Genomic DNA, 25,216 nt, shown 5'->3' on the forward strand with positions numbered 1-25,216 from the left:
TCGGCCCGTCAGCCGGAGGAGGGAGTGACGAGGCCCGTGTCGTACGCGAGCACCACGGCGTGCACGCGGTCGCGCAGGCCGAGCTTCTGCAGGATCTTCGAGACGTGGGTCTTCACCGTCTGCTCGGCGATGAAGAGCGCCGCCGCGATCTCGGAGTTCGACATGCCCCGGCCGACGAGGGTCAGCACCTCGAGCTCGCGCTCGGTGAGCTCCGCCAGGCGGTTGCCCGTGGGCTTCGGCGGCGGGCCCGAGCGGGCGAAGTCCTCGATGAGCCGGCGGGTCACGCTGGGCGCCAGCAGGGCGTCGCCGCCCGCGACGACGCGCACCGCGTGGACGAGCTCGTCGGGCGTGGCATCCTTCAGCAGGAAGCCGCTCGCGCCAGCCCGGAGCGCGTCGTAGACGTACTCGTCGATGTCGAAGGTCGTGAGCATGAGCACCCGCGGCACGTAGTCGGAGCTGCGGGGCGGCGTCTGGAGCGCGCGGGTCGCCTCGATGCCGTTCTGCTGCGGCATGCGCACGTCCATCAGCACGACGTCGGGGCGCAGCTCGTGGGCGAGCGACACCGCCTCGAGCCCGTCGGCCGCCTGGCCCACGACCTCGATGCCGGGCTGCGCGCCGAGCACGGCCGCGAACCCGGCGCGGACCATCGCCTGGTCGTCGGCGATGAGCACCGAGATCGTCACCATTCGCCTCCGTCCGACCCGAGCGGGAGGGTCGCGAGTACACGGTATCCGCCCCGGGGGCGGGGGCCGTGCTCGGCGCGCCCGCCGAGCAGGGCCGCGCGCTCGTCGATGCCGACGAGGCCGTGGCCGCCGCCCGTGCGCTCGGCCGGCTCCGCGGCGGGCGTCTCGCCCTCGACCGCAGGCGGCGGCTCGTTCTCGACGGCGACGACGAGGTCGTCGCCGAGCAGTTCGACCGAGACGTGCGTCGCCGCACCGGGCGCGTGCCGCACCACGTTGCTCAGCGCCTCCTGCACGATCCGGTAGGCGGCGGTGACGGCCAGTCCGCCGTCGGGCACGGCGGCGTCGATCTCGAGGGTCACCGGCACCCCGGCCCGCTCGACCGAGCCGACGAGGGCGGGCAACTCGTCGAGCCCCGGCTGCGGCGCGGTCTCGGCCTCGGCCTCCGCGCTGCGGAGGACGCTCAGCAGCTGCCGCATCTCGGTCATCGCGGTGCGGGCCGAGTCGGCGATCTCGGCGAACTCGGTGCGCGCCTCGTCGCTGAGCCCCTGCACCCGGTACGGGGCGCTCGTCGCCTGGACGTGGATGATCGAGAGCCCGTGCGCGACCACGTCGTGCAGCTCGCGGGCGATGCGGTTGCGCTCCTCGACGAGCACCCGCCGCTCCTGCTCGGCGGCCGAGACCGCGCGCTCGCGGAACAGCTCGCCCGCGATCACCCGCCACTGCGCGACGAGCAGCGCGACCGGGAGCGCGATCGCGGTGAGGGAGGCGGCGGCGATCTCGTTGGCGGTCGCGCCCGCGTCGGCGAACGCGAACGGCAGCGTCACCACGACGGCCGCGAGCCAGGCGGCGAACATGCCGCGCCAGCTCATGCCCAGGAGGCCCAGGACGAGCAGCAGCGCCGTCTGGCCGATGATCGTCGTCACGGGCCACGGCCACGGGGCGCCCTCGGACCCCGAGGAGAGCAGCGCGAAGACGAGGATGCCGGCCGTGGCGATGACGACGGCCGTCTTCGGGAACCGCATCGCGAGGGGCAGCGGGATCGTGAGCGCCAGGCCCGTCACGAACGCGGCGAGCACGTTCACCTCGTAGATCGTCGCCGCGAGCGGCACCGAGACGACGAACAGCACGAGCGCGAGGAGGGAGGTCGCCACCCACATCCAGGCGATGAACAGCCGCTGGGGATCGCGCGGCGCCGACTTCGCGCGGGCGCGACGGAGCCTCGGCCACTGCCGCGCAGCGGGCCGGGCGTGCTCGTCGGCCCCGGCCGGCGCGGGCGGGGCGGGAGGCGCGGGAGGCGCAGGCGGCGCGGGCGCGGGCGGCGGCGGCTGACGATCGGCCGTCGGCTCGGGCTGGGTCTGGTCCATGATGCGAGTCAGCCTGTCACGATGCGCCGTCGCCCACATCCCTCCGCGGAGCGATCCGCCGGATCGTACGCCGGTAGGGGTCAGCCGAGGTGTTCGTGGAGGAACGCGGCGACGCGCACGCGCAGCGCTTCGTCGAGGATGCCGATCGAGTGCTCGCCGCCCGGCACGATCGCGAACTCGACGGGAACGCCGGCGCTCGCGAGCTGGTCGGCGAGGCGCTGCGACTGGCCGAGCGGCACGATCTCGTCTTCGGCGTGGCCGATGAAGACGGGCGGGTCGCTCTCGTCGGCGTGCGTCGCGGGCGAGGCGTCCACCGCCTGCGGGCAGCCTTCGTCGTCGACGCCGGGCTCGCAGCCGAGGTACGCGGCGATGATGCTGCGCAGCCACACGGATGCCCCGTCGGCGGCGAGCTCGTCGGCTCCGAGCCCGACCGGGCCCGAGAGCTCGACGACGGCGGCGACCCGCGATCCGGCGTCGAGGGCGCCCTCGCCCGAGGTGCCGAGGAGCGCGGCGAGGTTGCCTCCCGCCGAGCCCCCGAAGGCGCCGATGCGCGCGGGGTCGATGCCGAACCGCTCGAACTGCTCGGGCTGGCGGAGCCACTCGACGGCGAGCGCGACGTCGTCGATCGCCGCGGGGAAGAGCGCGTCGGGCACGAGCCGGTAGTCGACCGACACGGCGACGAAGCCCTCGCTCGCGAGCCACCGGCAGACGTTGCGCCAGTCGGTGTTCGCCTTGTCGCCGCGCTGCCAGCTGCCGCCGTGGATCGACACGACGGCGGGCAGGCTCGGCACGGCGTCGGCTGCGGCGCCGGCCTCGGCGGGGGCGGCCGCGTCGGCCGGGGCGGCCGCGACGGTGCCGGCGGCCGCGTCGGCCGCGACCGCCGCTGCCTGGGCCGCCGGATGGCAGACGTCGAGCGTGAGCAGCGTGCCGTCCTCGCGGACGCCGTACTCGAGGTCGGCGTCGACGACGATGCCCTCGGGCGGCGTGAAGGTGCGGATGCCGACGCGGTCGGTGCCGGCGACCTCGCTCGCCGAGTCGGAGCCAGGGGGGTCGATCTCGCGCAGCTGCTGGTGGAAGCCCGAGAGCGCGACGATGCCCGCGATGGCGGCCGCTACGGCCGTGGCGGCCGCAGCGACCCGCCTGCGGCGGGTGCCGGAGCCGCCTGTGCGTCGGGTCGAGTTCACACCGGGCTCCGGGTTCAGGGGTGGAGCGATGCTAACCCACGTCGAGCGACTTCGCCATGCAGACGCTGTACTGCTCGCCCTCGTACGGGCCGAACAGGGGGATCACCCGATAGCCGTGCTTCACGTAGAGCGCCTGGGCCGGATGGTGCAGGGTGCCGGTCTCGAGGACGAGCTCGGTGAGGCCGCGCTGCCTGGCGTCCGCCTCGATCGCCTCGAGCAGGCCGCCGGCGACCCCCAGTCCGCGCGCCGACTCGTCGACGAACATCCGCTTGAGCTCGCCGCGCCCCGCACCGAGCGACTCGTGCTCGACGAGTGCGGCGATGCCGACCGCGACGCCGTCCGCGGTGCGCGCCACGTGGAGGTGCACGCCGGGCCGCTCGAGCTGCGCGACGTCGAGCAGGAAGCAGGCCTCGGGCGGGTAGCCGAGCGAGTGGGAGTATCGCGTGCTGCCCTCGAGCAGTCGCTCGACGTCGGCCTGCCGGGGCGGTTCGACGGCGACGGTCGCGGATGCTGCGGGGCCGGTGCGTGCGGTGGGCATGCGCCGAGCCTAGGTCGCCCCTGTTTCGCGGGTGTTTCGCCCGTGTTCGGGGGTTTCCCAGCCGCTTTCCGCTATCGTGGTGGGGTCGGTTCTGGACACCGTGCGCTGCACGGATGGGTTTGTGAGTCTGTAGGGCCGGTTTCGAGACGTTCGGTCTCGGATAGTCACCGTATGTGAACGGCCCCGGTCGACGATGTTCCGGGTTCTCAGTGCGCTGCGCTCGCAGCGGCGCTGCCATGTACCTCTAGTACAACCCAGGAAGTCACCACCATGCCCAAGAACAAGAAGCCCAAGGGCGGCCGACCCGCCGCGAACTTCGACCCCTCGTACGCGAAGGGCGGCAAGGGCCGCGGCGGCCAGAAGGCCGGCTCGCGCAGCCCCGGCCACCGCGGCTACCGCCCCGAGGAGGAGGCGCCCCGCAAGGAGCGCTGGTCGCGCGAGGAGCGCGTCGCCTCGGGCCGCACGCCGCACCGCGCCGACCGCGAGGGCCGCGCTGCGGGCGACCGCGATGACCGCGCCCCCCGCTCGTACGGCCGTGACGACCGCGCCCCCCGCCGCGAGTACGGCGACCGTCCCGCGCGCCCGCACTACCGCGAGGACCGTCCCGCGCGCTCCTTCGACCGCGACGACCGCGCTCCGCGCCGGTTCGAGCGCGACGAGCGCCCCGCGCGTTCGTTCGACCGGAACGACCGCAACGACCGTCCCGCCCGTTCGTACGACCGTGACGACCGTGCGCCGCGTCGGTTCGACCGCGACGAGCGCCCCGCGCGTTCGTTCGACCGCAACGACCGCAACGACCGTCCCGCTCGTTCCTACGACCGCAACGACCGTCCTGCCCGTACCTACGACCGTGACGACCGTGCCCCGCGTCGGTTCGACCGCGACGAGCGCCCTGCCCGTTCGTACGACCGTGACGACCGTGCGCCGCGTCGGTTCGACCGCGACGAGCGCCCCGCGCGCTCCTTCGACCGGAACGACCGCAACGACCGTCCTGCCCGTTCGTACGACCGCGACGACCGTGCGCCGCGTCGCTTCGACCGCGACGAGCGCCCCGCGCGTTCGTTCGACCGCAACGACCGCGCGCCCCGCCGCGAGTTCGACCGCCCCGGCTTCCAGGACTCCGGCCGCCGCCCGTCGAACTTCTACCCGTCGCGAGACGAGCAGCCCCGCTTCTCGCCGAGCGACGACGTCGTGCTCGAGCGTCTCGAGGCACAGGCCATCCAGGCCGACGCCGTCGACGGCGTGAGCTTCGCCGACCTGGGCCTCGGCGGAAACATCGTCGCTGCGCTCGACCAGCTCGGCGCCGTCTCGCCGTTCCCGATCCAGGCCGCGACGATCCCCGTCGTGCTCGAAGGGCGCGACGTGCTCGGCCGCGGCAAGACCGGCTCGGGCAAGACGATCGCCTTCGGCGCCCCCGCAGTCGAGCGCCTCATGCAGCTCTGGAGCGCCTCGGGCAAGGCCGGCGGCCGTCGTCAGATGGGCCGCAAGCCCCGCGCGCTGATCCTCGCGCCGACCCGTGAGCTCGCCCTGCAGATCGACCGCACCGTGCAGCCCATCGCGCAGAGCGTCGGCCTCTTCACCACGCAGATCTACGGCGGTGTTCCCCAGGGGCGCCAGGTCGGGGCGCTCCAGCGCGGCGTCGACATCGTCATCGGCACCCCCGGCCGCATCGAGGACCTCATCGAGCAGGGCCGGCTCGACCTCTCCGAGGTCGTCATCACGGTGCTCGACGAGGCCGACCACATGTGCGACCTCGGCTTCCTCGAGCCGGTGCAGCGCATCATCCGCCGCACCGCGGAGGGCGGCCAGAAGCTGCTCTTCTCGGCGACCCTCGACAAGGGCGTCGCGACGCTCGTCGACGAGTTCCTCATCGACCCCGCCGTGCACGAGGTCGCCGGTGAGGACCAGGCCTCCTCGACGATCGACCACCGCGTCTTCGTCATCGACAACCGCGACAAGCGCGACATCGTCGCCGAGCTCGCGAACCGCGACGGCAAGACGCTCGTCTTCAGCCGCACCCGCGCCTTCGCCGAGGACCTCACCGATCACCTGGAGGACGCCGGCATCCGTGCCGTCGCCCTGCACGGCGACCTCAACCAGTCGCGCCGCACGCGCAACCTGCAGCAGCTCACGAGCGGCCGCGTCGACGTGCTCGTCGCGACCGACGTCGCGGCACGCGGCATCCACGTCGACGACATCGACCTCGTCATCCAGGCCGACGCGCCCGACGAGTACAAGACCTACCTGCACCGTGCCGGCCGCACCGGCCGCGCCGGCAAGGCCGGTCGCGTCGTGACCCTCATCCCGCGCAACCGCCAGCGTCGCCTGAGCGAGCTGCTCGACCGCGCCGAGATCGACGTCGACTTCGTCGACGTGCGGCTCGGCGACGACCTGCACGGCGAGCTCGCCCGCGAGACGGCGCCCGAGGTCGTCGAGACCGTCGAGGTCGTCGAGTCCGTCGAGGTCGTCGAGGTCGTCGAGGCGACCGCCGGCTGAGCCGCGATCGACCGAGCCGAGGGCCCGCATCCGACGGATGCGGGCCCTCGCCGTTCGGGGAGGGGTCCCTCCGGCCGCGCCGGCGCGACGACACGATGGACGAGGCGCCCGCCTCCTGAGCGCGCCGGCGTCGCGCCGCTAGCATGAGCGCGACGCGACTCCCCGGCACGGCCGCCCGGGCTCGGGCGGGAGCGCGGTGGGGAGGCGCCACCTCATGACCGACGAACCGACTTCGCAGCCCGCGCCGCAGGCCGACGGCACGCCGGCAGAGCCCGCCGAGCCCGCCACGCCGGCCACGCCCGGCGAGTCCACCACTCCCGCCGAGCCCGGCACGCCCGCCGCCGCGACGCCGCCTCCGGCGGTGAGCCGATCGATGCTGATCTGGTTCGGCGTCATCATCGTCGTGCTGTCGTTCGTCGCCGCCTTCCTCGGCTCCTGGCTCGCCCGATCCGGCGACGCGACGGCCGCAGCGCCCACCCCGACGCCGACGGAGACCGTCGACGAGGCGGCGTACGAGGAGGCCCTCGAGGAGATCCTGCCCGCGGGGTCGGCGGTCCGCGCCGGCAGCGGGGTGCCCGAGGCGGGCAAGGGGTACGACGGCGACGTCTACATCGACATCACCACCTCCGACGTCTACCTCTTCGAGGACGGCGACTGGACGCTCGTCGGCAACATCCGCCAGTCCGCGGCCGAGAACCTCACGGGGGAGCAGGGTGCGACGGGCGCCACCGGCGCGCAGGGCGAACAGGGCCAGCAGGGCGAGCAGGGCGAGGCGGGGGCGCCGGGCACCCAGGTGCTCCTCGGCGTCGGCGCACCCGCCGCCGACACCTGCACGGCGAACGGCGACGTCTACATCGACACCTCGACCGTTCAGTTCTACGAATGCGCCGCGGGCGCGTGGCGTCTCTTCGGCCCGCCGAGCGAGTCGACGCCCGCGCCGTCCGAGCCGCCCGCAGCGAGCGACGCCCCGGCCGACGGCGACGCGCCGGCCGACACCGAGGAGCCCGCCGCGGGCTGACCGGCGGATGCCGGCGGCGCGGTCCGTCGTCGGGCTCGGCGGCGTGGCGTGCGTGCGGACGATCTCGGGCGGGTCGCCGCGGTTCGCACCTGCCTGAATGCCCGCCCGGATCCCTGCCCGCGCGGCTGCCGGGTGCCGACCGCCTTCCGGGCGGGTCGCCGGATGCGGTACGCTCTGAAATCCCTACCGAACAATCGGTCAGGAAATCCGCGTCGCGCGATGAGTCCCGGTCGCGCCGGCCGTTCCCCCGCCCGTCCCACTGAACAACGGAGTTCGCATGTCGACCGCTGTCAACGACCCCGCCCCGCCTCGCAGCATCACCGCGGAAGAACGCAAAGTACTCGCCGGCACCCTCGTCGGCACCTCGATCGAGTGGTACGACTTCTTCATCTACGCGCAGGCCGCCGGCCTCGTGCTCGCACCGCTCTTCCTCGCCCCCGTCGCCGAGTCGAACCCGGGCCTGGCCCAGGTCCTCTCGTTCGCGACGATCGGCATCTCGTTCCTCTTCCGCCCGCTGGGGGCCATCGTCGCCGGGCGCCTCGGCGACAAGCTCGGCCGCAAGAAGATGCTCGTCTTCACGCTCGTCATGATGGGCATCTCGACCGCGCTGATCGGCGTGCTGCCCACCTACGCGGCGATCGGCATCGCCGCCCCGATCCTGCTCATCCTGCTGCGCATCCTCCAGGGCTTCTCGGCCGGCGGCGAGTGGGGCGGCGCCGCCCTCATGGCCGTCGAGCACGCGCCGAACGCGAAGCGCGGGTTCTTCGGCGCCTTCCCGCAGATCGGCGTGCCGGTCGGCATGATCCTCGCCACCTTCACGCTCTGGGTGCTCACGAGCTCGATGTCGCCCGAGGCGTTCATGGAGTGGGGCTGGCGCATCCCGTTCCTGCTCTCGATCGTGCTGATCGTCGTCGGCTACGTCATCCGGAAGGCCGTCGAGGAGAGCCCGGTCTTCGAGGAGCTGCTGCGCCGCCGCAAGGAGGCCTCGGCCCCGCTCGGCCAGCTGTTCCGCAAGAACACCAAGCAGGTCATCCTCACCGCGGTCATCTTCATCGCGAACAACGCGGCCGGCTACCTGCTCATCGCGTACTTCGCGACCTACGCGACGACGGCGCTCGGCATGGACCGCCCGACGGTGCTGCTCGCCACGACGCTCGCCTCGTTCGGCTGGCTCGGCTTCACCCTCTGGGGCGGCCGCATCTCCGACCGCCTCGGACGCGTGCGCACCTTCCAGATCGGCTACGTGTTCCTCGCGCTCTGGGCGGTTCCGATGTGGTTCCTCATCGACACCGGCGAGATCCTCTGGTACTTCGTCGCGCTGTTCGTGATGACCTTCGGCCTCGGCCTCTCGTACGGCCCGCAGGCCGCGCTCTACGCCGAGATGTTCCCGGCCAACGTGCGCTACTCCGGCGTCTCGATCGGATACGCCCTCGGCGCCATCCTCGGCGGTGCGTTCGCGCCGATGATCGCCGAGGCGCTCATGAACCAGTTCCACGCCTCGTGGACGATCGGCGTCTACATCGCGATCGCCGCCGTCATCTCGCTCATCGGCGTCTCGCTGGTGAAGGAGACGAAGGACGTCGACCTGCTCGACTGAGACGAGCACGACGTTCGCGGATGCCTCGGAGCCACCTCGCTCCGAGGCATCCGTCGTTCTGCCGGCCCGTCGGTCTCAGGTCTCGATGACCGCGACCGGGTCGGTGGTCGGCTGCTCCGAGCCGCCGGCGGGTTCGACGGTGAGGCCGACCGCCACGCCGGGCGCGAACTCGCCGTCGAGCAGCCGCCAGGCCTCCTCGCCGTCGACGTCGAAGGTGCCGGCCGACACCGGGCCCGACTCGTCGATGTACCAGAGCTCGTAGGTGCGGTCGTCGCCGACATCGGGCAGGCCCTCGGCGACGATCGCGCTGCGGCCCTGCTCGGCCGATGAGACGAGGGTCATCTCCCCGCCGCCGGCCACCTCGCTCGTCTGCTGCACGGCATCGGGGGCCGCGGCGAGCGCGGCCATCTCGCGCTGGGCGCCCCAGCCGTTCTGCCCCGACCAGTTCGCGCCGACGACGACGCCGGCGACGAGCAGCAGGAGCGCCGCGGCCGACGACAGCACGACGGCGAGGCGCCGGCGCCGACGCCGGGCGGCGAGTTCGTCGACCTGCGATCGGGGTTCCGGCGCCTCGATCGGTGCGGCGTCTTCGGCGGCACGGGCGGCGTCGGCCGGCCGTTCCTGCTGCACGTCGTCGAGCCGGGCGAAGAGCCCCGCCTTCACCGCCGGCGGCGGCATGACCGGCGGGATCGCCTCGCCGAGCGAGCTCGCGGCGGTGCGGAACGCCTCGACCTCCGCCTGCAGCTCGGGTGAACGGGCGAGGGCGTCCTCGAATCGGGCGCGGTCGGCGTCGTCGAGCGCGCCGAGGGCGTACGCGGGCGTCAGCTCGCGCAGATCGTCGTCGCGTCGGTCGTCGTCGTGGCTCATGTCGTCACCCCCAGCAGTTCGCGCAATCGGATCATGCCATCTCGCAGCCGGGTCTTCACCGTACCGAGCGGGAGGCCGAGGCGCGCGGCGATCTCGGTCTGCGTGCAGCCGCCGTAGTAGGCGAGCGCGAGGCACTCGCGCTGGGCCGGGCTGAGCTCGGCGAACGCGCCGCTCACGCGTTCGTGCTCCACGGCGATCTCGGCGGCCTCGGCGACCTCGTCGACCGGCACGTCGAGGTCGCGGATCCCCGTGCGCAGCTCGCGTTCCCGCGCAGCCTGCGCGGAGCGCACCCGGTCGACGGCGCGACGGTGCGCCAGCGTCAGCAACCATGCGACCGCGGCGCCGCGGGCCGGGTCGAACCTGGCGGCGGTCTGCCATGCCTCGAGGAACACGTCCTGCGTCACCTCCTCGGCCTGGGCGGCGTCGACGAGCACCCGGCGGACCAGGCCGAAGACGCGGGCCGCGGTCTCGTCGTAGAGCCGGCCGAACGCCTCGCGGTCGCCCGCGGCGGTCGCGACGAGCAGTTCGTCGAGCGTGCTCGAACGCTCCACTGGAGGCTCCCCGCGATCGACCACGGCACCCAGCATGCCAGAGCCGGCTGGAAGCGACCGACCCCCGTGGGGCGGCGCGGCGCGAGGTTCGTGCACATGGGTCATCCGAACGTGAAGGAGTACGCCTCGACCCCGGTCGGGATCCGGACGGTGAGCGAGCCGGACCCCGGGGCATCCGATTCGTGCAGTGCGTACGACCGCGGGACGCCCGAGACCTCGATGCGGCGCTCGCGTCCGTCCACCCGGACGATGACGGTGCCCTCGCCGGCGAGCACCATGCGGACCTCGCGGGCGGTGTACTCCAGGCGGACGGAGGCCTCCTCGGCATCGGCGGCGGGCGTGATCGACTGGGTGCCGAGCTCCCAGTCGCCGCCGAGCGCGAAGCTGTCGGCGGGCTGCGATGCGGGCAGGGCGAAGCTCGTGGTCGCACGACGGTACGGCTCGGCGCCGGCGAAGTTCACCTGCTTGGTCGTGCCGAGGTAGGTCTCGGGGGTCGTCGTTCCCGCCGCCGGGGTCTCGTCGGCGAGCTCGGTCGGTGCAGGCAGCGCGACGCCGGGCTGCGCGTCGGCGAGGAGCTCGCGGATGAGCCGTTCGGTGCGCTCGTAGTGGCCCTCCCCGAACGAGACCTGCCGGACGGTGCCGCTCGCGTCGATCAGGTAGTGGGCGGGCCAGTAGCGGTTGCGGTAGTTCGTCCAGGTCGCGAGCGAGTTGTCGAGCGCCACCGGGTAGTCGATGCCGAAGGCCTCGATGCCGGCGGCGACGTTGCGCGGCTCCTTCTCGAAGGCGTACTCGGGCGAATGGATGCCGACGACGGAGAGCCCGGCGTCGCGGTAGGCCTCGTCCCAGGCGACGACGTGGGGGATCGAACGCTGGCAGTTGATGCAGGAGTACGCCCAGAAGTCGATGAGCACGACGCGGCCGCGGAGGGAGTCGAGGTCGACGGATGCCCCGTCGGCGGTGTTGAACCACTGCTGGATGCCTCGGATCGACGGCGCCCGACCGCAGGACTCGAGCACGGCCGCCCCGTTCGTGCACTTCGAGAGCTCGCGATTCTCGTCGGTGACGAGGCCGCCCAGGTCGAGCGCCTCCGACACCTCCTCCGACTCGGCGAGCTGCTGCTGCAGCTCTGCGGTGTAGTCGGGCACGAGCCGCTGCAGGAGCTGCGGGAGGTTGAACGCCAGGCCGACGGCCAGCGCGATCATCACGATGCCGCCGGTGATGCGGATGCCGCGCTGGTGGCGGCGGAACGCCGCGAGGCGTTCGGCCATCCCGCGGCCCGCGAGCGCGAAGAACAGCAGCGGTGCGGCCGCGCCGATCGCGAACGACACCGTGAGCACGACGGTCTCGACCCCGATGCGTCCGGTCGAGCCCGCCACGGTGATCGCGGCGAGCACGGGCCCTGCGCAGGGGACGTACACGGCGCCGAGTGCGAAGCCGAGGCCGAATCCGCCGCGATCGGTGCCGACCGAGCGGCGCGGGAGCCAGGCGAAGGGCCGTTCGAGCAGCTCCTCGAAGCGCGGCACGATGAGGCCGATGCCGATCAGCGCCAGCACGACGAGACCCGCCCACCGGAGCACGTCCTGCGGAAGGCCGAGGAGGCCGAGCAGCAGCGAGCCCACCAGGGTGACGAGGCTGAAGCTCACGACGAGGCCCGCGATCACGAGGTAGGGGCGCCAGCGGCCGGGTGAGGCCGAGGTGCCGGAGTCGGCGCCGCGCGCGCCCTGCGCCCCGCCCGAGAGCAGGATGACGGGCAGCACGGGCAGGATGCACGGCGAGATGCCGGTGATGAGGCCTCCGGCGAGGCCGATGAGGGCGAGTGGCAGCACGGGGTTCCTCGATTCCTGTGGTCGACAGGTGATTCGGAGCCGAGGCCCGAACCGATTGGCGGAATCCGCTCCAATCCGCTCGGCCGGTCGCTCCGAACCCCATTCCGACGGCCCGCTCGGGGCCGCGCACTCGAAGGAGGAGATCCATGCGATCCATCCGCAGCACCCGCACCGCGCTCGCCGTGTTCTCGATCGCGGCGGTCGCCGCACTCGGCCTCGCCGGGTGCACCGCCGGCGGCACCACCGCCGAGTCCGAGGATCCCGCGATGTCGGAGGAGGCGATGCCGAGCGAGGAGCCCATGACGGCCGACCCTGCTGCCGACCTCGTCGGACCCGGCTGCGCCGCGTACGCGGAGGACGTGCCCGACGGGCCCGGCTCCGTCATCGGGATGTCCCAGGACCCCGTCGCGGTCGCCGCCTCGAACAACCCGCTCCTGACGACCCTCGTCGCCGCCGTGTCGGGTCAGCTCAACCCCGAGGTCGATCTCGTCGACACGCTGAACGGCGACGAGTTCACCGTCTTCGCGCCCGTCGACGACGCCTTCGCGAAGATCGACCCGGCCACCATCGAGTCGCTGAAGACCGACGCCGAGACGCTGACGTCGATCCTCACGTACCACGTCGTGCCCGGACAGCTGTCGCCCGACGAGGTCGTCGGAACGCAGACGACCGTGCAGGGCGGCACCGTCGAGGTCACGGGCTCGGGCGACGAGCTCATGGTGAACGACGCGGCCGTGATCTGCGGCGGCGTGCACACGGCGAACGCGACCGTCTACCTCGTCGACTCGGTGCTGATGCCGGCGATGTGAGGCCCCGGCCGCCGCGCCTGCGCCGCGCGCCCGACCCGACGGGCGGCACGGCCGGCGCGGCGGCCGGCTCCGAGGCACCATCCACGCGGCATCCGCCGCCATGCACTCCTGGAGGAATCATGCGCAACTCACCGAACCGCCTCGTCGCCACCGTCTTCGGCGCGGTCTACCTGCTCGTCGGCCTGCTCGGCTTCGCCGTCACCGGCGGCGTGGACTTCATCGCGACCGAGGGCGGCCTGCTGCTGGGCGTCTTCGCGGTGAACCCGCTGCACAACGTCGCGCACCTGCTCATCGGCGGAGCACTGCTCGTCGCCGGACTCGTGAGCGCCCGCGCGGCGAAGGCGACCAACACGATCGTCGGCGCGGCGTACCTGCTGCTCGGCATCGTCGGGTTCTTCCTCGCGGGGACCGCGGCGAACATCCTCGCGCTGAACACCGCCGACCACTTCCTGCACCTCGCGAGCGCCCTGGTGCTGCTCGGGGTCGGCCTCGGCACCGAGCGTGCGGGCGCCGGCCGGCCCGTGACGGCGTAGGGGTCGCCGTGCCGTCGCGGTGGGGGCCGACCGGTCTCGTGCGGGGCTGGCCGATGCTCGCCGCCCTCGGCGCCGGGCTCGTGCTCACCGCGGCCGGGGCGGGGGCCATCACCGGAGCCGACGGTGCCGTCGACGGCGCTGGGGGAACACGCGTCGGCGGCGCCGTGACGGGAGCCGTCCTGGCCGGGTGCGGTCTCGCCGCACTCGGCTGGGCCGCGTTCACCCTGCATGCGGGCCGGGTGCCGGCGCCGCGTGCGACGCTCGCCGCGTCGCTGGGCGTGCTCGCGGTCTCGGGCGGACTGCTCGCCACGGGGGCCGCGTCGTCGCTCGGGCTGGCCGTGCTGCCGCTGCTCGCCGCGGACGCCCTCGTGCTCGTGGTGGCCCTCGGCGCGGCGGGCGGGATGCGCCGGAGGGATCGGCGACGCCGACCGGGCGACGCCGCCTCCGAACGGAACCCGCTGCTCGGCATGGTCGTCGGGGCCGCACTCGTCGCCGCGCTCGCGACGCCGGCGCTCGCCGGCACCGCGGCGGGCGAGCTCGCGGTGCCGCACGGCGAGCTGCACGGAACGGGTCACCGGCACCCGTGACGCGATGCCCCGAGCGCCGAGTGGCGCCCGGGGCATCCGTTTGCCATAATTACTACCTGAACGGTCGGTCAGGAATTCCGATCGTGCGGATGCCGCGGACCCCTGCCTACGCTGGGAGCAGCGTTCTCGAAGACAGTGCGGTCAGGAGTGAACATGGCAGAGGCCTACCTCGTCGGCGGAGTGCGCACCCCCGTCGGCCGATACGGCGGTGCGCTCGCGGGCGTGCGACCCGACGACCTCGCGGCGCTCGTCGTCGGCGAGGCCGTCCGGCGCGCGGGCCTCGACGTCGCCGGCGAGCTCGGTGCGATCGACGAGGTCATCCTCGGCGCGGCCAACCAGGCCGGAGAGGACAACCGCAACGTTGCCCGCATGGCGGTGCTGCTCGCGGGGCTTCCCGACGAGGTGCCCGGCGTCACGGTGAACCGGCTCTGCGCCTCGGGCATGTCGGCCATCACGGTGGCCGCGCAGGCGGTGCGCGCGGGCGACGCCGACCTCATCCTCGCGGGCGGCGTCGAGTCGATGACCCGCGCGCCGTGGGTGCAGCAGAAGCCCGAGCGGGCGTTCGCCAAGCCGGGCGCGCAGTACGACACGTCGATCGGCTGGCGGTTCCCGAACCCGAAGCTCCTCGCCCGCGACAAGGCCACCTTCTCGATGCCCGAGACGGCCGAAGAGGTCGCCCGGGTCGACGGCATCACCCGCGACGATGCCGACGCCTTCGCCCTGCGCTCGCAGCAGCGGGCCGTCGCGGCCATCGCCGCCGGCCGCTTCGAGGCCGAGATCGTCGGCGTGCCGACGCACCGCGGCGAGGTGCTGGTCGACGAGGGCCCGCGCACCGAGACCACCCTCGAGGTGCTCGCCGGTCTGCGACCCGTCGTCGCGGGCGGCTCGGTCGTCACCGCCGGCAACTCGAGCGCGCTGAACGACGGCGCGAGCGCGATCTTCGTCGCGAGCGCCGCGGCCGTCGAGCGCTACGGGCTCACGCCCCGTGCCCGCATCGTCGTCGGCACCTCGGCCGGCCTCGCCCCCGAGATCATGGGCCTCGGCCCCGTGCCCGCGACCGAGAAGGCGCTCGAGCGCGCCGGCATCGACCTCGACGACATCGGCTCGGTCGAGCTCAACGAGGCCTTCGCGACGCAGTCGCTCGCCTCGATGCGCCGACTCGGGCTCGACCCCGAGCGGGTGAACGCCGACGGCGGCGCGATCGCCCTGGGCCATCCGCTCGGCTCGTCGGGCTCGCGCCTCGTCGTGACCCTGCTCGGCCGCATGGAGCGCGAAGGCTCGCGCTACGGCCTCGCCACCATGTGCGTCGGCGTCGGGCAGGGCAGCGCCCTCATCGTGGAGCGCGTCTGATGGCGGACCTCGAGACGTCGACCCGCTCCTCCTCGACCGGCGACGGCGGCCCGCTGCTCGTCGAACGGCACGACGATCGCGTCGTCGCCACGCTCAACCGCCCCGACAAGCGCAACGCGATCGACCAGTCGACGATCGACGCACTGCACCTGCTCTGCGCCGAGCTCGAGGCGATCCCGCGCACCCTCATCCTCACCGGGGCCGGGGGAGTGTTCGCGTCGGGCGCCGACATCGCGCAGCTCCGCGACCGCCGGGCCGACGACGCCCGCGCCGGCATCAACGCGAACGCCTTCGTGCGCATCGCACTGCTGCCGATGCCCGTGATCGCGGCGCTCGACGGCTACGCCCTCGGCGGCGGCGCCGAGCTCGCCTACGCGGCCGACATCCGCATCGCGACGCCGGCGCTCAAGATCGGCAACCCCGAGACCGGGCTCGGCATCATCGCCGCGGCCGGCGCGAGCTGGCGGCTGAAGGAGATCGTCGGCGACGCCCGCGCGATCGAGCTGCTGCTCACCGGCCGCACGATCGGCGCCGACGAGGCGCAGGCGATCGGGCTCGTGAGCGAGGTGCACCCGGCCGAGGGGCTGCTGGCCGCCGCGCACGCGATCGCCGACCGCATCGGCCGCAACGACCGTGCGGCGACGATGGCGACGAAGCGCGTGTTCCGGGCGCCGCGCGAGGCACACCCCGCCGTCGACCTCGACGAGCAGGCCGTGCTCTTCGAGAGCCCCGAGAAGATGCGGCGGATGACCGAGTTCCTCGAGAGGAAGCAGAAGTGAGCGACGTGCACGACCAGGCTCCGACGACGCCCGCCGGCGCACCCGCCGCGGTCGGCGTGCTCGGCGGCGGGCGGATGGGCGCGGGCATCGCGCACGCGTTCCTGCTCGCCGGATCGCGGGTCACGGTCGTCGAGCGCGACGCGGCCGCCGCCGCCTCGGCCGCCGAGCGGGTGCTCGCCTCGGTCGAGGCCTCGGTCGCCCGCGGCACCGCCGACGAGGATGCCGCGGCGTACGCCGCGCGCTTCGCCACGAGCACCGAGGTCGCCGACTTCGCCCACTGCGGGCTCGTCGTCGAGGCCGTGCCCGAAGACCTCGAGCTGAAGATCGACGCCCTCACCCGCGTCGAGCGGGTGCTCGCCCCCGAGGCGGCGCTCGCCTCGAACACCTCGTCGATCTCGATCGACCAGCTCGCCGCCCTGCTCGACCGGCCGGCGCGCTTCGTCGGCATGCACTTCTTCAACCCGGTGCCGGCGTCGACGCTCGTCGAGATCGTCCGTGGCGAGGCATCCGACCCGGCGCTCGTCGAGGAGGCGCGCACCTGGGTGCGCGCGATCGGCAAGACGCCCATCGTCGTCGCGGATGCCCCGGGGTTCGCCTCGTCGCGCCTCGGCGTGATGCTCGGGCTCGAGGCGATCCGCATGCTCGAGGAGGGCGTCGCCTCCGCCGAGGACATCGACGCGGCGATGACCCTCGGCTACAAGCACCCCGTCGGTCCGCTCAAGCTGACCGACCTCGTCGGGCTCGACGTGCGCCTCGGCATCGCCGAGTACCTGGCGCAGACGCTCGGCGAACGCTTCGAACCGCCCGCCCTGCTGCGACGCATGGTCGCCGAGGGCAAGCTCGGCCGCAAGAGCGGCGAGGGCTTCTACCAGTGGGATGCCTCGTGAGGGGCCTCGCCAGGTCTCGATACGGCGCTTCGCGCCGACTCGACCACCGCTGCTACTCGACCACCGAGAGGACCAAGAGATGACGACCGAGATCCTGCCGAGCTACGTCAACGGCGACTGGTGGACGCCCGACGCGTCCGCCGCGGCGACCGCGACCGAGGTGCGCGACGCCTCGACCGGCGAGGTCGTGACCCGGGTCTCGACCGAGGGGCTCGACCTCGGCGCGGCGCTCGAGTACGCCCGCACCGTGGGCCAGGCCTCGCTCGGCGAGCTGACCTTCCACCAGCGCGCGGTGCTGCTCAAGCAGATGGCGCTCGTGCTGACCGAGCGCAAGGCCGAGCTGTACGCGCTGTCGAGCCGCACCGGCGCGACCAAGTCCGACTCGTGGGTCGACATCGACGGCGGCATCGGCGTGCTCTTCACCTTCTCGGGCAAGGGCCGCCGCGAGATGCCGAACGCCAAGGTGTACCTCGACGGCGCCGTCGAGAACCTCTCGAAGGACGGTTCATTCCTCGGCCGGCATATCTACACCCGCCTGCCCGGCGTGGCCGTGCAGATCAACGCCTTCAACTTCCCGGTGTGGGGGTCGCTCGAGAAGTTCGCGCCCGCGTTCCTCGCGGGCATGCCCACCGTGGTGAAGCCCGCCACGCCGACCGGGTACCTCGCCGAGGCGTTCGTGCGCATCCTCGTCGAGTCGGGTCTCCTGCCCGCGGGATCGCTGCAGCTCGTCTCGGGCAGCGTGCCGACGCTCTTCGACCACCTGCGGCTCGGCGACCTCGTCGCCTTCACCGGCTCGGCCTCGACCGCCGAGCGGCTGCGCGCGCACGACGCCGTGCAGACCGGCGGCGTGCGCTTCACGAGCGAGACCGACTCGATCAACGCGAGCGTGCTCGGCACCGACGCGGTCGCCGGCACCCCCGAGTTCGACGCGTACGTCAAGCAGCTCGTCGTCGAGATGACGACGAAGGCGGGCCAGAAGTGCACCGCGATCCGCCGGGCGATCGTGCCCGCGGCCTCCGTCGACGCGGTGATCGACGCGGTGCGCGAGCGCATCGCGTCACGCGTGGTGCTCGGCGACCCCCGTGCCGAGGGCGTCACCATGGGCCCGCTCGCGTCGACCGCGCAGCGCGACGAGGTGCTGCGCCAGGTCGGCCGGCTCACGGCCGCGGGCGGCGAGCTCGTCGTCGGCTCGACGGATGCCCCGGCGGTCGCCCTCGCCGACGGCACGACGGGTGCGGCGCCCGACGGCGCCTTCGTCGCGCCGATGCTGCTGCGCTTCGCGGATGCCTCGAGCCCGGCCCTGCACGAGGTCGAGGCCTTCGGCCCGGTGTCGTCGATCGTCGGCTACGGTTCGCTCGCCGAGGCCTCGGCCCTCGTCGCGCGCGGTGGCGGCTCGCTCGTCACGAGCGTCGCGACGTACGACCCCGCGGTCGTCGTCGAGCTCGCCTCGGGCATCGCCGCGTACAACGGCCGCGTGCTCTTCCTCGACCGCGACGACGCCCGCACCTCGACCGGGCACGGCTCGCCGCTGCCGAACCTCGTGCACGGCGGCCCCGGCCGCGCGGGCGGCGGCGAGGAGCTCGGCGGCATCCGCGCGGTGCTGCACCACATGCAGCGCACGGCGGTGCAGGGCTCGCCCGAGATGCTCACGGCGCTCACGGGCGTCTGGCACGCCGGCGCGAGTTCGCAGGCCGACGGCGTGCACCCGTTCCGCAAGTCGCTCGCCGAGCTGCGGCTGGGCGACCAGGTCGTGAGCGGCTCGCGCACGGTCACGCTCGAGGACATCGAGACCTTCGCGAACTTCACAGGCGACACCTTCTACGCCCACATGGACGAGGAGGCCGCCGCGGCGAACCCGTTCTTCCCGGGCCGGGTGGCGCACGGCTACCTGCTCGTCTCGTGGGCCGCAGGGCTCTTCGTCGACGCCGCGCCGGGCCCGGTGCTGGCCAACTACGGACTCGAGAACCTGCGCTTCGTGACCCCGGTCTCGCCCGGCGACGCCATCAGGGTCGAACTCACCGCGAAGCAGATCACGCCGCGCGAGACCGACGAGTACGGCGAGGTGCGGTGGGACGCGGTGCTGCGCAACCAGAACGACGAGCTCGTGGCCTCGTACGACGTGCTGACGCTCGTCGCGAAGGAGCAGGCGCCGGCGGCCTGAACCCCCTCGTCTGCTCAGCAGCCCGTCCCCGCCGGAACATCTTCTGGAGCTCTGCCAGTTCCGCCTCATTCGGCATGATTGAGGCGGAACTCGCAGGGGGTTCTGAGATTGCGCGCCCGGGGCTCGGTTGAGGCGGAATCGCGCAGGGCGGCGAGAACCTCCCGCTGGGAAGTGGCCGGGACCAATGTTCGTCGCGATCCAGCGGCGGCCCGGGCCGAAGAGAAGAAGAGGTCGAGATCCTGTACCGGCTCGCGGCGGCCGCGTCCGCGCAGCGCTCGGCCGCGCAGCGCTCGTCGCGCAGCCTCCTCGCCGCGCAGGCCTCAGCCGCGCAGGGCGAGGGTGAACGGCAGCACCCCGCCGGCGCCGGCGAGGCGCAGCTCGCGAGCGGCGATCGTGAGGGTCCACCGGCTGTCGGCGAGGTCGTCGACGAGCAGCACCGGCCCGGCGGGCACCTCGAGGCCTGCCGCGGAGAACCGGCCCCAGACGCCCGCGAGGCGGAACGCGCTGTTGCCGCCGGGCTGCCCGCTCGGCCCGCCGTCGACGGGCTCGAGCGCCCCGAGGTAGGGCAGCCGGCCGACCTCGGCGAGCCCGCGGGCGAGCGAGTCGACGAGCAGCGGCTTCGAACGCGACGGCATCGCGACGACCGCGACGGGCCGTTCGTTCCAGCCCCAGTCGGCGAGCACCCGGACGCACGCGGCGAGCAGCTGGGGTGAGACCGGCGCATCCGCGGCACCGGCGGCGAAGACCTCGCGCAGCGTGCCGCCCCAGCCGAGGTCGGTGAGGCGGGCGAGGGCCCGCCCCTCGCCCGCCTGCTCGGCGGGCGGGATGCGACCCTTCACCGGCACGCCGAGGCGGTCGGCGCCGGTCGGCCAGGCGCGCCTCGGCTCGATCGGCACGCCGACCCGGTCGAGGGCCTTCGCCGCGGTCGCCGTGGCCTCGGCCCCGATCGCGGTCGGGTACCAGACGCCGGCGCAGTTGTCGCACCGCCCGCAGGGGGCGGCCGTCGCGTCGTCGAGCGAGCGCTGCAGGAACTCCATGCGGCAGCCGTCGGTGTTCTCGTACTCGATCATGTGCTGCTGCTCGGCGACGCGCTCGGCCGCGATGCGCCGGTAGCGCTCCTCGTCGTAGACCCACGGCTCGCCCGTCGCCACCCAGCCGCCCTGCACGCGGCGCACGGCGCCGTCGACGTCGAGCACCTTCAGCAGCAGCTCGAGGGGGGTGCGGCGGATGTCGACCATCGCCTCGAGCGCCGGCGTCGAGACGGGGGCGTCGGAGAGCGCGGCGATCACGCGCTCGGCCCGTTCGCGGTCGGGCATCGAGGCGGTCGCGAAGTAGTGCCAGATCTCGCGGTCCTCGACGCCGGGCAGCAGCAGCACGTCGGCCGACTCGGTCGCGCGGCCCGCTCGGCCGACCTGCTGGTAGTACGCGACCGGCGACGACGGCGCCCCGAGGTGCAGCACGAAGCCGAGGTCGGGCTTGTCGAAGCCCATGCCGAGCGCGCTCGTCGCGACGAGCGCCTTGACCTCGTTGCGCTTGAGCATGCCCTCGGACTCGGCCCGTTCGTCGGGGTCGGTCTGCCCGGTGTACGCCCGGACCTCGTGCCCGCGCTCGCGCAGCAGCCGTGCCGTGTCGTTCGCCGCCGCGACCGTCAGCGTGTAGATGATGCCCGAGCCGGGCAGTTCGTCGAGATGCCCGACGAGCCAGGCGAGCCGGCTCGCCGAGTCGGGCAGGCGCAGCACCCCCAGGCGCAGCGAGGTACGCGCGAGCGGCCCGCGGATGGTGAGGACCCCGGCCTCGCCGGCGGCGGCCTCGTCGTGCGAGACCGATGCCGTCGCCCCGAGCTGCTCGGCGACGTCGGCCACGACCCGGCTGTTCGCCGTCGCGGTCGTGGCGAGCACGGGCACCTCGGCCGGCATCTGCGCGATGAGCTCGCGGAGGCGGCGGTAGTCGGGGCGGAAGTCGTGGCCCCAGTCGCTGATGCAGTGCGCCTCGTCGACGACGAGCATGCCGATGCGCCGCACGAGGGCGGGCAGCTGCTCGTCGCGGAACGACGGGTTGTTGAGCCGCTCGGGCGAGACGAGCAGCACGTCGACCTCGTCGCGGTCGAGCCGGGCGAGCACCTCGCCCCACTCGTGGGGGTTCGTCGAGTTGATGGCGACCGCCCGGACGCCGGCCCGCTCGGCCGCGGCGATCTGGTCGCGCATGAGCGCGAGCAGCGGCGAGACGAGCACGGTGGGGCCGCCGCCGCGCCGGCGCAGCAGCAGCGTCGCGACGAAGTACACGGCCGACTTGCCCCAGCCGGTGCGCTGCACGACGAGGGCGCGGCGCCGACCTTCGACGAGCGCCTCGATGGCCTCGAATTGGCCGTCGTGGAACTCGGCGTCGTCGCGCCCGACGAGTTCGCGCAGCGCCTCGAGTGCGGCGGTGCGGGTGTCGCTCGCGTTCGTCGTCATCGCTCCAGCTTCGCGCATGCGTCGGACATCCGCGCGGGGCGCGTCCGGGGCATCCGGCGCGCTACCGCGAACGGGCGAGGTGCACAGGGGATTCTCAGGTGCCGCCGCGTCATGAACGCGTGCGCGTGCGCGTCACTCAGGGTGGCGGCAACGTCAGCCGCCCGTCCTCGCCCGAGGGGACCGGTGGAGTCAGGTGTACCCGCGCCCGACTCCGCGCGACGACCGTCGCGTCGTGTCGATCCGCGATGCCTCGCGTCGTCGTGCATTCCGCCGTGCCCGCTCGGGTCACGGGGTCATCGCCCGCCGATGAGTTCCGTCCGGACGCCCGAAACGGAAGGAATGCACAGGTGACGAACCTCAGAAGCGGAACGCCCCCGAATCACCGGCGGCGCGTCCGGCGCACGGTCGCCGCGGCGGTCGCCGCACTGCTCGCGATCGGCGCGAACGCGCTCGTGCTCGGCACGGCCGCCCAGGCCGCCGAGGGCTCGCCGATCTCGATCGACGACGTCGCGTTCGTGAACGCCGAGTTCGACGACGGCAGCAGCCAGGAGCTCACGGTGAAGTGGAGCGTGCCCGGCGAGGCGGTGAACCCGGTCAGCGTCACCATGGACCTGCCCCGGGGGCTCACCGGGCACGAGGACCGATTCCCGATGCTGGACCCCGACGGCGAGCCGGCGGGCGAGTGCCTCGTGACCCCGTCGAAGATCACCTGCACCGTCGACCCCGACTACATCGACGGTCACGAGCTCGAGATGAGCGGTGAGTTCACCTTCCGTGTGCAGGTCTGGCTGGAGAACCTCGAGACCGAGGAGCACGTCTTCGAGTTCGGCGACGTCGAGGCGCCCGCCACGGTGCATCCCAACCCCTCGCGCTGCGTCGAGAACTGCGAGTTCGGCGGCTGGGGCGCCTGGAAGAGCGGCAGCTACCGCAACCTGGACGACACGATCACCTGGTGGGTCACCCTGCCGACGCCGGCCGACGGCATCCCCGCGGGGCGTCACATCAGCGTCACCGACACGATCGACCCGGCCGTCTTCGAGATCATCGGCGACCCGCAGGTGAACGAGGCCCGTTCGCTCGCGTACGACTCGCTCGGCCGCCAGAACCCCGTCTTCCGGGGCAAGCCCGCCGGCGAGGTCACCATCTCGGCCGACGGCCAGCGCGTCGACTTCACCTCCGTCGCCGGACTCGGCGCGGCCGCACCCCAGGGCGAACAGGGCCTCTCGGGCTCGGTCTACCAGGTCGTCTGGAAGGTGCGCGTGCTCGACGAAGGCAAGGCGAAGACCTACCGCAACACGGCGAACTACGAGATCGAGGGCACCACGCCCGGCACCACGACCGGCACCGCCACCCGCTACTCGGGCTCCGGCACCGTCGTCGGCCGCAACTTCGGCAAGTTCGAGCTCACCAAGGAGCTCGCGGGCGACACCTCGTTGACGCCCGAGTTCACGGTGAACTACACGGCCGAGCTCGACGGTGCGGTCACCGACCGGCGCACGATCACCCTGCGCGCCGGCGAGTCGTTCGTGAGCGACGAGCTGTTCAAGGGGACGACCATCACGCTCGACGAGATCCTTCCGGCCGACCCCGCGAACGTCGCGTGGGACGCCCCCGTGTTCGTCCTGCCCGACGGCACCGAGTCCGAGCGGCTCGAGCTCGCCTTCTCCTCGGAGAACGGCAACCTCGGCAAGCTGACCCAGATCCGCCTGCAGAACCGTGCGACGCTCGAGAAGGTCGCGGCGGGGGCCCGCAAGACCGTCGTCAACGACGACGCGATGCGCATCCCTGCCGGCACGAGCTTCACCCTGAACTACCGCTGGAACGCCGATGCGGCGAAGGGGATCCCGGCCGGCGGCGGCTCGGTCGAGCTGCCCCTCGGCGGTGATCGCGTCGAGATCCAGGGGCTCCCGATCGGCGCCGTGGTGCGCTTCACGGAGTCCGCGCCGACGGCGATCCCGGGTGCGAGCTGGCAGTCGCCGGTCATCGAGCCCGCCCAGCTGACCGTCACCGCAGGCACGGCGGACGTGGAGGTCTCGGTCACGAACACCCTCACCCGCGACCTCGGCGCGTTCGAGATCGTCAAGACCCTCGACGGCGACGGCGCGGGCCTCGTCGACGACCCCACCTTCATGGTGAGGTGGTCGTATCCCGCCGACCCCGACGCCGGCGTGTACGAGGGGGCCGAGGGCACCGTCGAGGTGACCGCGGGCGGTGGCGCCGCGCTGGTCGACGGCCTCCCCGCCGGCGCCGTCGTGACCCTCGAGGAGGTGCTCGACGACGTCGAGGGCGGCACCTGGCGGGAGCCGGTCTTCAGCGAGAAGACGTTCACGGTCGTCAAGGACGACCGCATCACGATCGACCTCGACAACGAGCTGACGCTCGACGCCGGCTCCTTCTCGGCGGTCAAGGTGCTCGAGGGCACCGGCGCGGGGCTGGTGCCGACGACCGACGCCTTCACGGTCCGCTACGCGTACGACGCGGGCATCGGTTTCACGGCGGGCGAGGGCGAGCTCGTCGTCTCCGCCGACGGCACGGTCGCCACGAGCGGGCCCCTGCCGTACGGCGCGGTGCTGCGGCTGAGCGAAGCGCCTCCCGCGCCGGTGGTCGGCGGCACCTGGACCGGCACCGGCACCTTCTCGCCCGAGACGGTGACGATCGGCGACGGCACCACGGTCGCCGTCACGCTCACGAACACGATCACGCGCGACGTCGGCGCCTTCAGCCTGCAGAAGCGGGTCGAGGGCACCGGGGCGCACCTCGCCGGCGCCGACGCGGAGTACACGTTCACCTACGAGTACCCCGCCGGCGCGAGCTACGAGGCGCTCGAGCCGACCGAGATCGTCGTGCCGGGCGACGGCACCGCGGTGACGGTCGACGACGTGCCCGCGGGTGCCGTCGTGACGCTCCGCGAGCAGGCGCCCGACGCGGTCGTCGGCGGAACGTGGGCGACGCCCCGCTTCGAGGCGTCGAACACCTTCGTCGTCGCGAAGGACGAGCAGCTCGACGTCGTCGCCGTGAACACGCTCGAGCTGAACAGCGGCGCGTTCTCGGTGCGCAAGCACGTGGTCGGCTCGGGCGCCGGCGAACTGCCGGCCGACGCGCGGTTCACGGTGCGCTACGAGTACCCGGCCGGCCCGGGCTTCGCCGGAGGCGCGGGCGTGCTCACCGTGACGGCCGACGGCGAGGCGGTCACGAGCGAGCCGATCCCGTACGGCGCGGTCGTGACGCTGTCCGAGCTCGCCCCGTCCGAGGTCGAGGGGGCGAGCTGGACGGGCGCCGAGTTCAGCGAGTCGACGATCGTGATCGGCGACGGCACCGTCGTCGAGGTCGTGCTCACGAACACGCTCGAGCTGCCCGTGCCCGATCGCATCGCCTCCACGGGCGTCGACGGCCTCGTGCCCGCGCTCGCCGCGGGTGCGCTCGCCCTGCTCGGGGGCGCGGTGCTGTTCGTCGTCGCGCGTCGTCGTCGCGCGTAACGGCATCCGGTGATCGGGCCGCGCATCCCTCGGGGTGCGCGGCCCGATCCGTCTCCG

Annotated in this window: 19 protein-coding genes; 11 read left to right on the forward strand and 8 right to left on the reverse strand. The window is 73.3% G+C overall.

Translation table 11 applies throughout. The features are described 5' to 3' along the window. Positions 1-8: 8 nt before the first annotated feature. The 4 genes from ACFVSL_RS17755 to ACFVSL_RS17770 form a co-directional block, all read right to left on the reverse strand. Entirely contained in the window at positions 9-683 is a 675-nt protein-coding gene (locus ACFVSL_RS17755; protein ID WP_386942464.1) for a response regulator, read from the reverse strand. Next, positions 680-2,047 (reverse strand): sensor histidine kinase, encoded by a 1,368-nt coding sequence (locus tag ACFVSL_RS17760; protein WP_386942313.1) that lies wholly within the window; start codon positions 2,045-2,047, stop codon positions 680-682. Before ACFVSL_RS17760 ends, ACFVSL_RS17755 begins: the two co-directional genes overlap by 4 nt. A gap of 80 nt (positions 2,048-2,127) precedes the next feature. Next, positions 2,128-3,231: an alpha/beta hydrolase gene (locus tag ACFVSL_RS17765; protein ID WP_386942314.1), complete on the reverse strand. Its 1,104-nt coding sequence runs from the start codon at positions 3,229-3,231 to the stop codon at positions 2,128-2,130. 31 nt (positions 3,232-3,262) lie between these two features. Beyond that, positions 3,263-3,769, reverse strand: coding sequence for a GNAT family N-acetyltransferase (locus ACFVSL_RS17770; protein ID WP_386942315.1), 507 nt, complete (start codon positions 3,767-3,769; stop codon positions 3,263-3,265). 270 nt (positions 3,770-4,039) lie between these two features. On the opposite strand from ACFVSL_RS17770, the gene ACFVSL_RS17775 reads away from it, so the two are divergent. The 3 genes from ACFVSL_RS17775 (at position 4,040) to ACFVSL_RS17785 (ending at position 8,880) form a co-directional block, all read left to right on the forward strand. Next, positions 4,040-6,265, forward strand: coding sequence for a DEAD/DEAH box helicase (locus tag ACFVSL_RS17775; protein WP_386942316.1), 2,226 nt, complete (start codon positions 4,040-4,042; stop codon positions 6,263-6,265). Between the two features lie 214 nt (positions 6,266-6,479). Continuing rightward, entirely contained in the window at positions 6,480-7,283 is an 804-nt protein-coding gene (locus ACFVSL_RS17780; RefSeq protein WP_386942317.1) for a hypothetical protein, read from the forward strand. Positions 7,284-7,560: 277 nt separating this feature from the next. Beyond that, complete coding sequence (locus tag ACFVSL_RS17785) at positions 7,561-8,880, forward strand: MFS transporter (protein WP_386942318.1); 1,320 nt, start codon at positions 7,561-7,563, stop codon at positions 8,878-8,880. 75 nt (positions 8,881-8,955) lie between these two features. Here the strand turns inward: ACFVSL_RS17785 and ACFVSL_RS17790 are convergent, their stop codons facing one another. The 3 genes from ACFVSL_RS17790 to ACFVSL_RS17800 form a co-directional block, all read right to left on the reverse strand. Then, on the reverse strand, positions 8,956-9,747 hold the full coding sequence (locus ACFVSL_RS17790; RefSeq protein WP_386942319.1) for an anti-sigma factor domain-containing protein: 792 nt from the start codon (positions 9,745-9,747) through the stop codon (positions 8,956-8,958). Further along, the gene (gene sigK, locus ACFVSL_RS17795; RefSeq protein ID WP_386942320.1) at positions 9,744-10,334 is read right to left on the reverse strand and encodes an ECF RNA polymerase sigma factor SigK; all 591 of its coding nucleotides are present in this window, start codon (positions 10,332-10,334) and stop codon (positions 9,744-9,746) included. The genes ACFVSL_RS17790 and sigK overlap by 4 nt, the downstream gene beginning before the upstream one ends. 65 nt (positions 10,335-10,399) lie before the next feature. After that, entirely contained in the window at positions 10,400-12,124 is a 1,725-nt protein-coding gene (locus ACFVSL_RS17800; RefSeq protein ID WP_386942321.1) for a cytochrome c biogenesis protein CcdA, read from the reverse strand. Between the two features lie 146 nt (positions 12,125-12,270). On the opposite strand from ACFVSL_RS17800, the gene ACFVSL_RS17805 reads away from it, so the two are divergent. The 7 genes from ACFVSL_RS17805 to paaZ all read left to right on the forward strand — a co-directional run bounded on the left by ACFVSL_RS17805 (position 12,271) and on the right by paaZ (position 19,230). Beyond that, positions 12,271-12,933, forward strand: a complete 663-nt coding sequence (locus ACFVSL_RS17805) for a fasciclin domain-containing protein (protein WP_386942322.1) — start codon at positions 12,271-12,273, stop codon at positions 12,931-12,933. 119 nt (positions 12,934-13,052) lie between these two features. Beyond that, positions 13,053-13,466 carry a DUF4383 domain-containing protein gene (locus ACFVSL_RS17810; RefSeq protein ID WP_386942323.1) on the forward strand — a complete coding sequence of 138 codons (414 nt, stop codon included), beginning with the start codon at positions 13,053-13,055 and terminating at the stop codon, positions 13,464-13,466. A gap of 8 nt (positions 13,467-13,474) precedes the next feature. After that, entirely contained in the window at positions 13,475-14,053 is a 579-nt protein-coding gene (locus ACFVSL_RS17815; protein ID WP_386942324.1) for a hypothetical protein, read from the forward strand. Between the two features lie 153 nt (positions 14,054-14,206). Beyond that, a complete protein-coding gene (locus ACFVSL_RS17820) occupies positions 14,207-15,403 on the forward strand; it encodes an acetyl-CoA C-acyltransferase (protein ID WP_386942325.1) in 1,197 nt (398 codons plus the stop codon). Then, positions 15,403-16,182, forward strand: a complete 780-nt coding sequence (locus tag ACFVSL_RS17825; RefSeq protein ID WP_386942326.1) for an enoyl-CoA hydratase/isomerase family protein — start codon at positions 15,403-15,405, stop codon at positions 16,180-16,182. Before ACFVSL_RS17820 ends, ACFVSL_RS17825 begins: the two co-directional genes overlap by 1 nt. Continuing rightward, on the forward strand, positions 16,179-17,069 hold the full coding sequence (locus ACFVSL_RS17830) for a 3-hydroxyacyl-CoA dehydrogenase family protein (protein WP_386942327.1): 891 nt from the start codon (positions 16,179-16,181) through the stop codon (positions 17,067-17,069). The genes ACFVSL_RS17825 and ACFVSL_RS17830 overlap by 4 nt, the downstream gene beginning before the upstream one ends. A gap of 79 nt (positions 17,070-17,148) precedes the next feature. Further along, a complete protein-coding gene (paaZ, locus tag ACFVSL_RS17835; protein WP_386942328.1) occupies positions 17,149-19,230 on the forward strand; it encodes a phenylacetic acid degradation bifunctional protein PaaZ in 2,082 nt (693 codons plus the stop codon). A gap of 320 nt (positions 19,231-19,550) precedes the next feature. Here the strand turns inward: paaZ and ACFVSL_RS17840 are convergent, their stop codons facing one another. Beyond that, the gene (locus ACFVSL_RS17840; RefSeq protein ID WP_386942329.1) at positions 19,551-21,683 is read right to left on the reverse strand and encodes a DEAD/DEAH box helicase; all 2,133 of its coding nucleotides are present in this window, start codon (positions 21,681-21,683) and stop codon (positions 19,551-19,553) included. A 347-nt stretch (positions 21,684-22,030) separates the two neighbouring features. On the opposite strand from ACFVSL_RS17840, the gene ACFVSL_RS17845 reads away from it, so the two are divergent. Next, entirely contained in the window at positions 22,031-25,159 is a 3,129-nt protein-coding gene (locus ACFVSL_RS17845; protein ID WP_386942330.1) for a DUF5979 domain-containing protein, read from the forward strand. Positions 25,160-25,216: the final 57 nt, after the last annotated feature.

Origin of the sequence: Agromyces sp. NPDC058064 (assembly GCF_042885275.1) — a bacterium.
Classification (GTDB): Bacteria; Actinomycetota; Actinomycetes; order Actinomycetales; family Microbacteriaceae; genus Agromyces.

Bases quoted from the DNA above. Each gene is read 5' to 3' on its own strand.
- ACFVSL_RS17760 (WP_386942313.1), bottom strand. From the start codon at position 2,047: ATGGACCAGACCCAGCCCGAGCCGACGGCCGATCGTCAGCCGCCGCCG.
- ACFVSL_RS17770 (WP_386942315.1), bottom strand. From the start codon at position 3,769: ATGCCCACCGCACGCACCGGCCCCGCAGCATCCGCGACCGTCGCCGTC.
- ACFVSL_RS17775 (WP_386942316.1), top strand. From the start codon at position 4,040: ATGCCCAAGAACAAGAAGCCCAAGGGCGGCCGACCCGCCGCGAACTTC.
- ACFVSL_RS17780 (WP_386942317.1), top strand. From the start codon at position 6,480: ATGACCGACGAACCGACTTCGCAGCCCGCGCCGCAGGCCGACGGCACG.
- ACFVSL_RS17785 (WP_386942318.1), top strand. From the start codon at position 7,561: ATGTCGACCGCTGTCAACGACCCCGCCCCGCCTCGCAGCATCACCGCG.
- ACFVSL_RS17790 (WP_386942319.1), bottom strand. From the start codon at position 9,747: ATGAGCCACGACGACGACCGACGCGACGACGATCTGCGCGAGCTGACG.
- sigK (WP_386942320.1), bottom strand. From the start codon at position 10,334: ATGCTGGGTGCCGTGGTCGATCGCGGGGAGCCTCCAGTGGAGCGTTCG.
- ACFVSL_RS17805 (WP_386942322.1), top strand. From the start codon at position 12,271: ATGCGATCCATCCGCAGCACCCGCACCGCGCTCGCCGTGTTCTCGATC.
- ACFVSL_RS17810 (WP_386942323.1), top strand. From the start codon at position 13,053: ATGCGCAACTCACCGAACCGCCTCGTCGCCACCGTCTTCGGCGCGGTC.
- ACFVSL_RS17820 (WP_386942325.1), top strand. From the start codon at position 14,207: ATGGCAGAGGCCTACCTCGTCGGCGGAGTGCGCACCCCCGTCGGCCGA.
- ACFVSL_RS17825 (WP_386942326.1), top strand. From the start codon at position 15,403: ATGGCGGACCTCGAGACGTCGACCCGCTCCTCCTCGACCGGCGACGGC.
- paaZ (WP_386942328.1), top strand. From the start codon at position 17,149: ATGACGACCGAGATCCTGCCGAGCTACGTCAACGGCGACTGGTGGACG.
- ACFVSL_RS17840 (WP_386942329.1), bottom strand. From the start codon at position 21,683: ATGACGACGAACGCGAGCGACACCCGCACCGCCGCACTCGAGGCGCTG.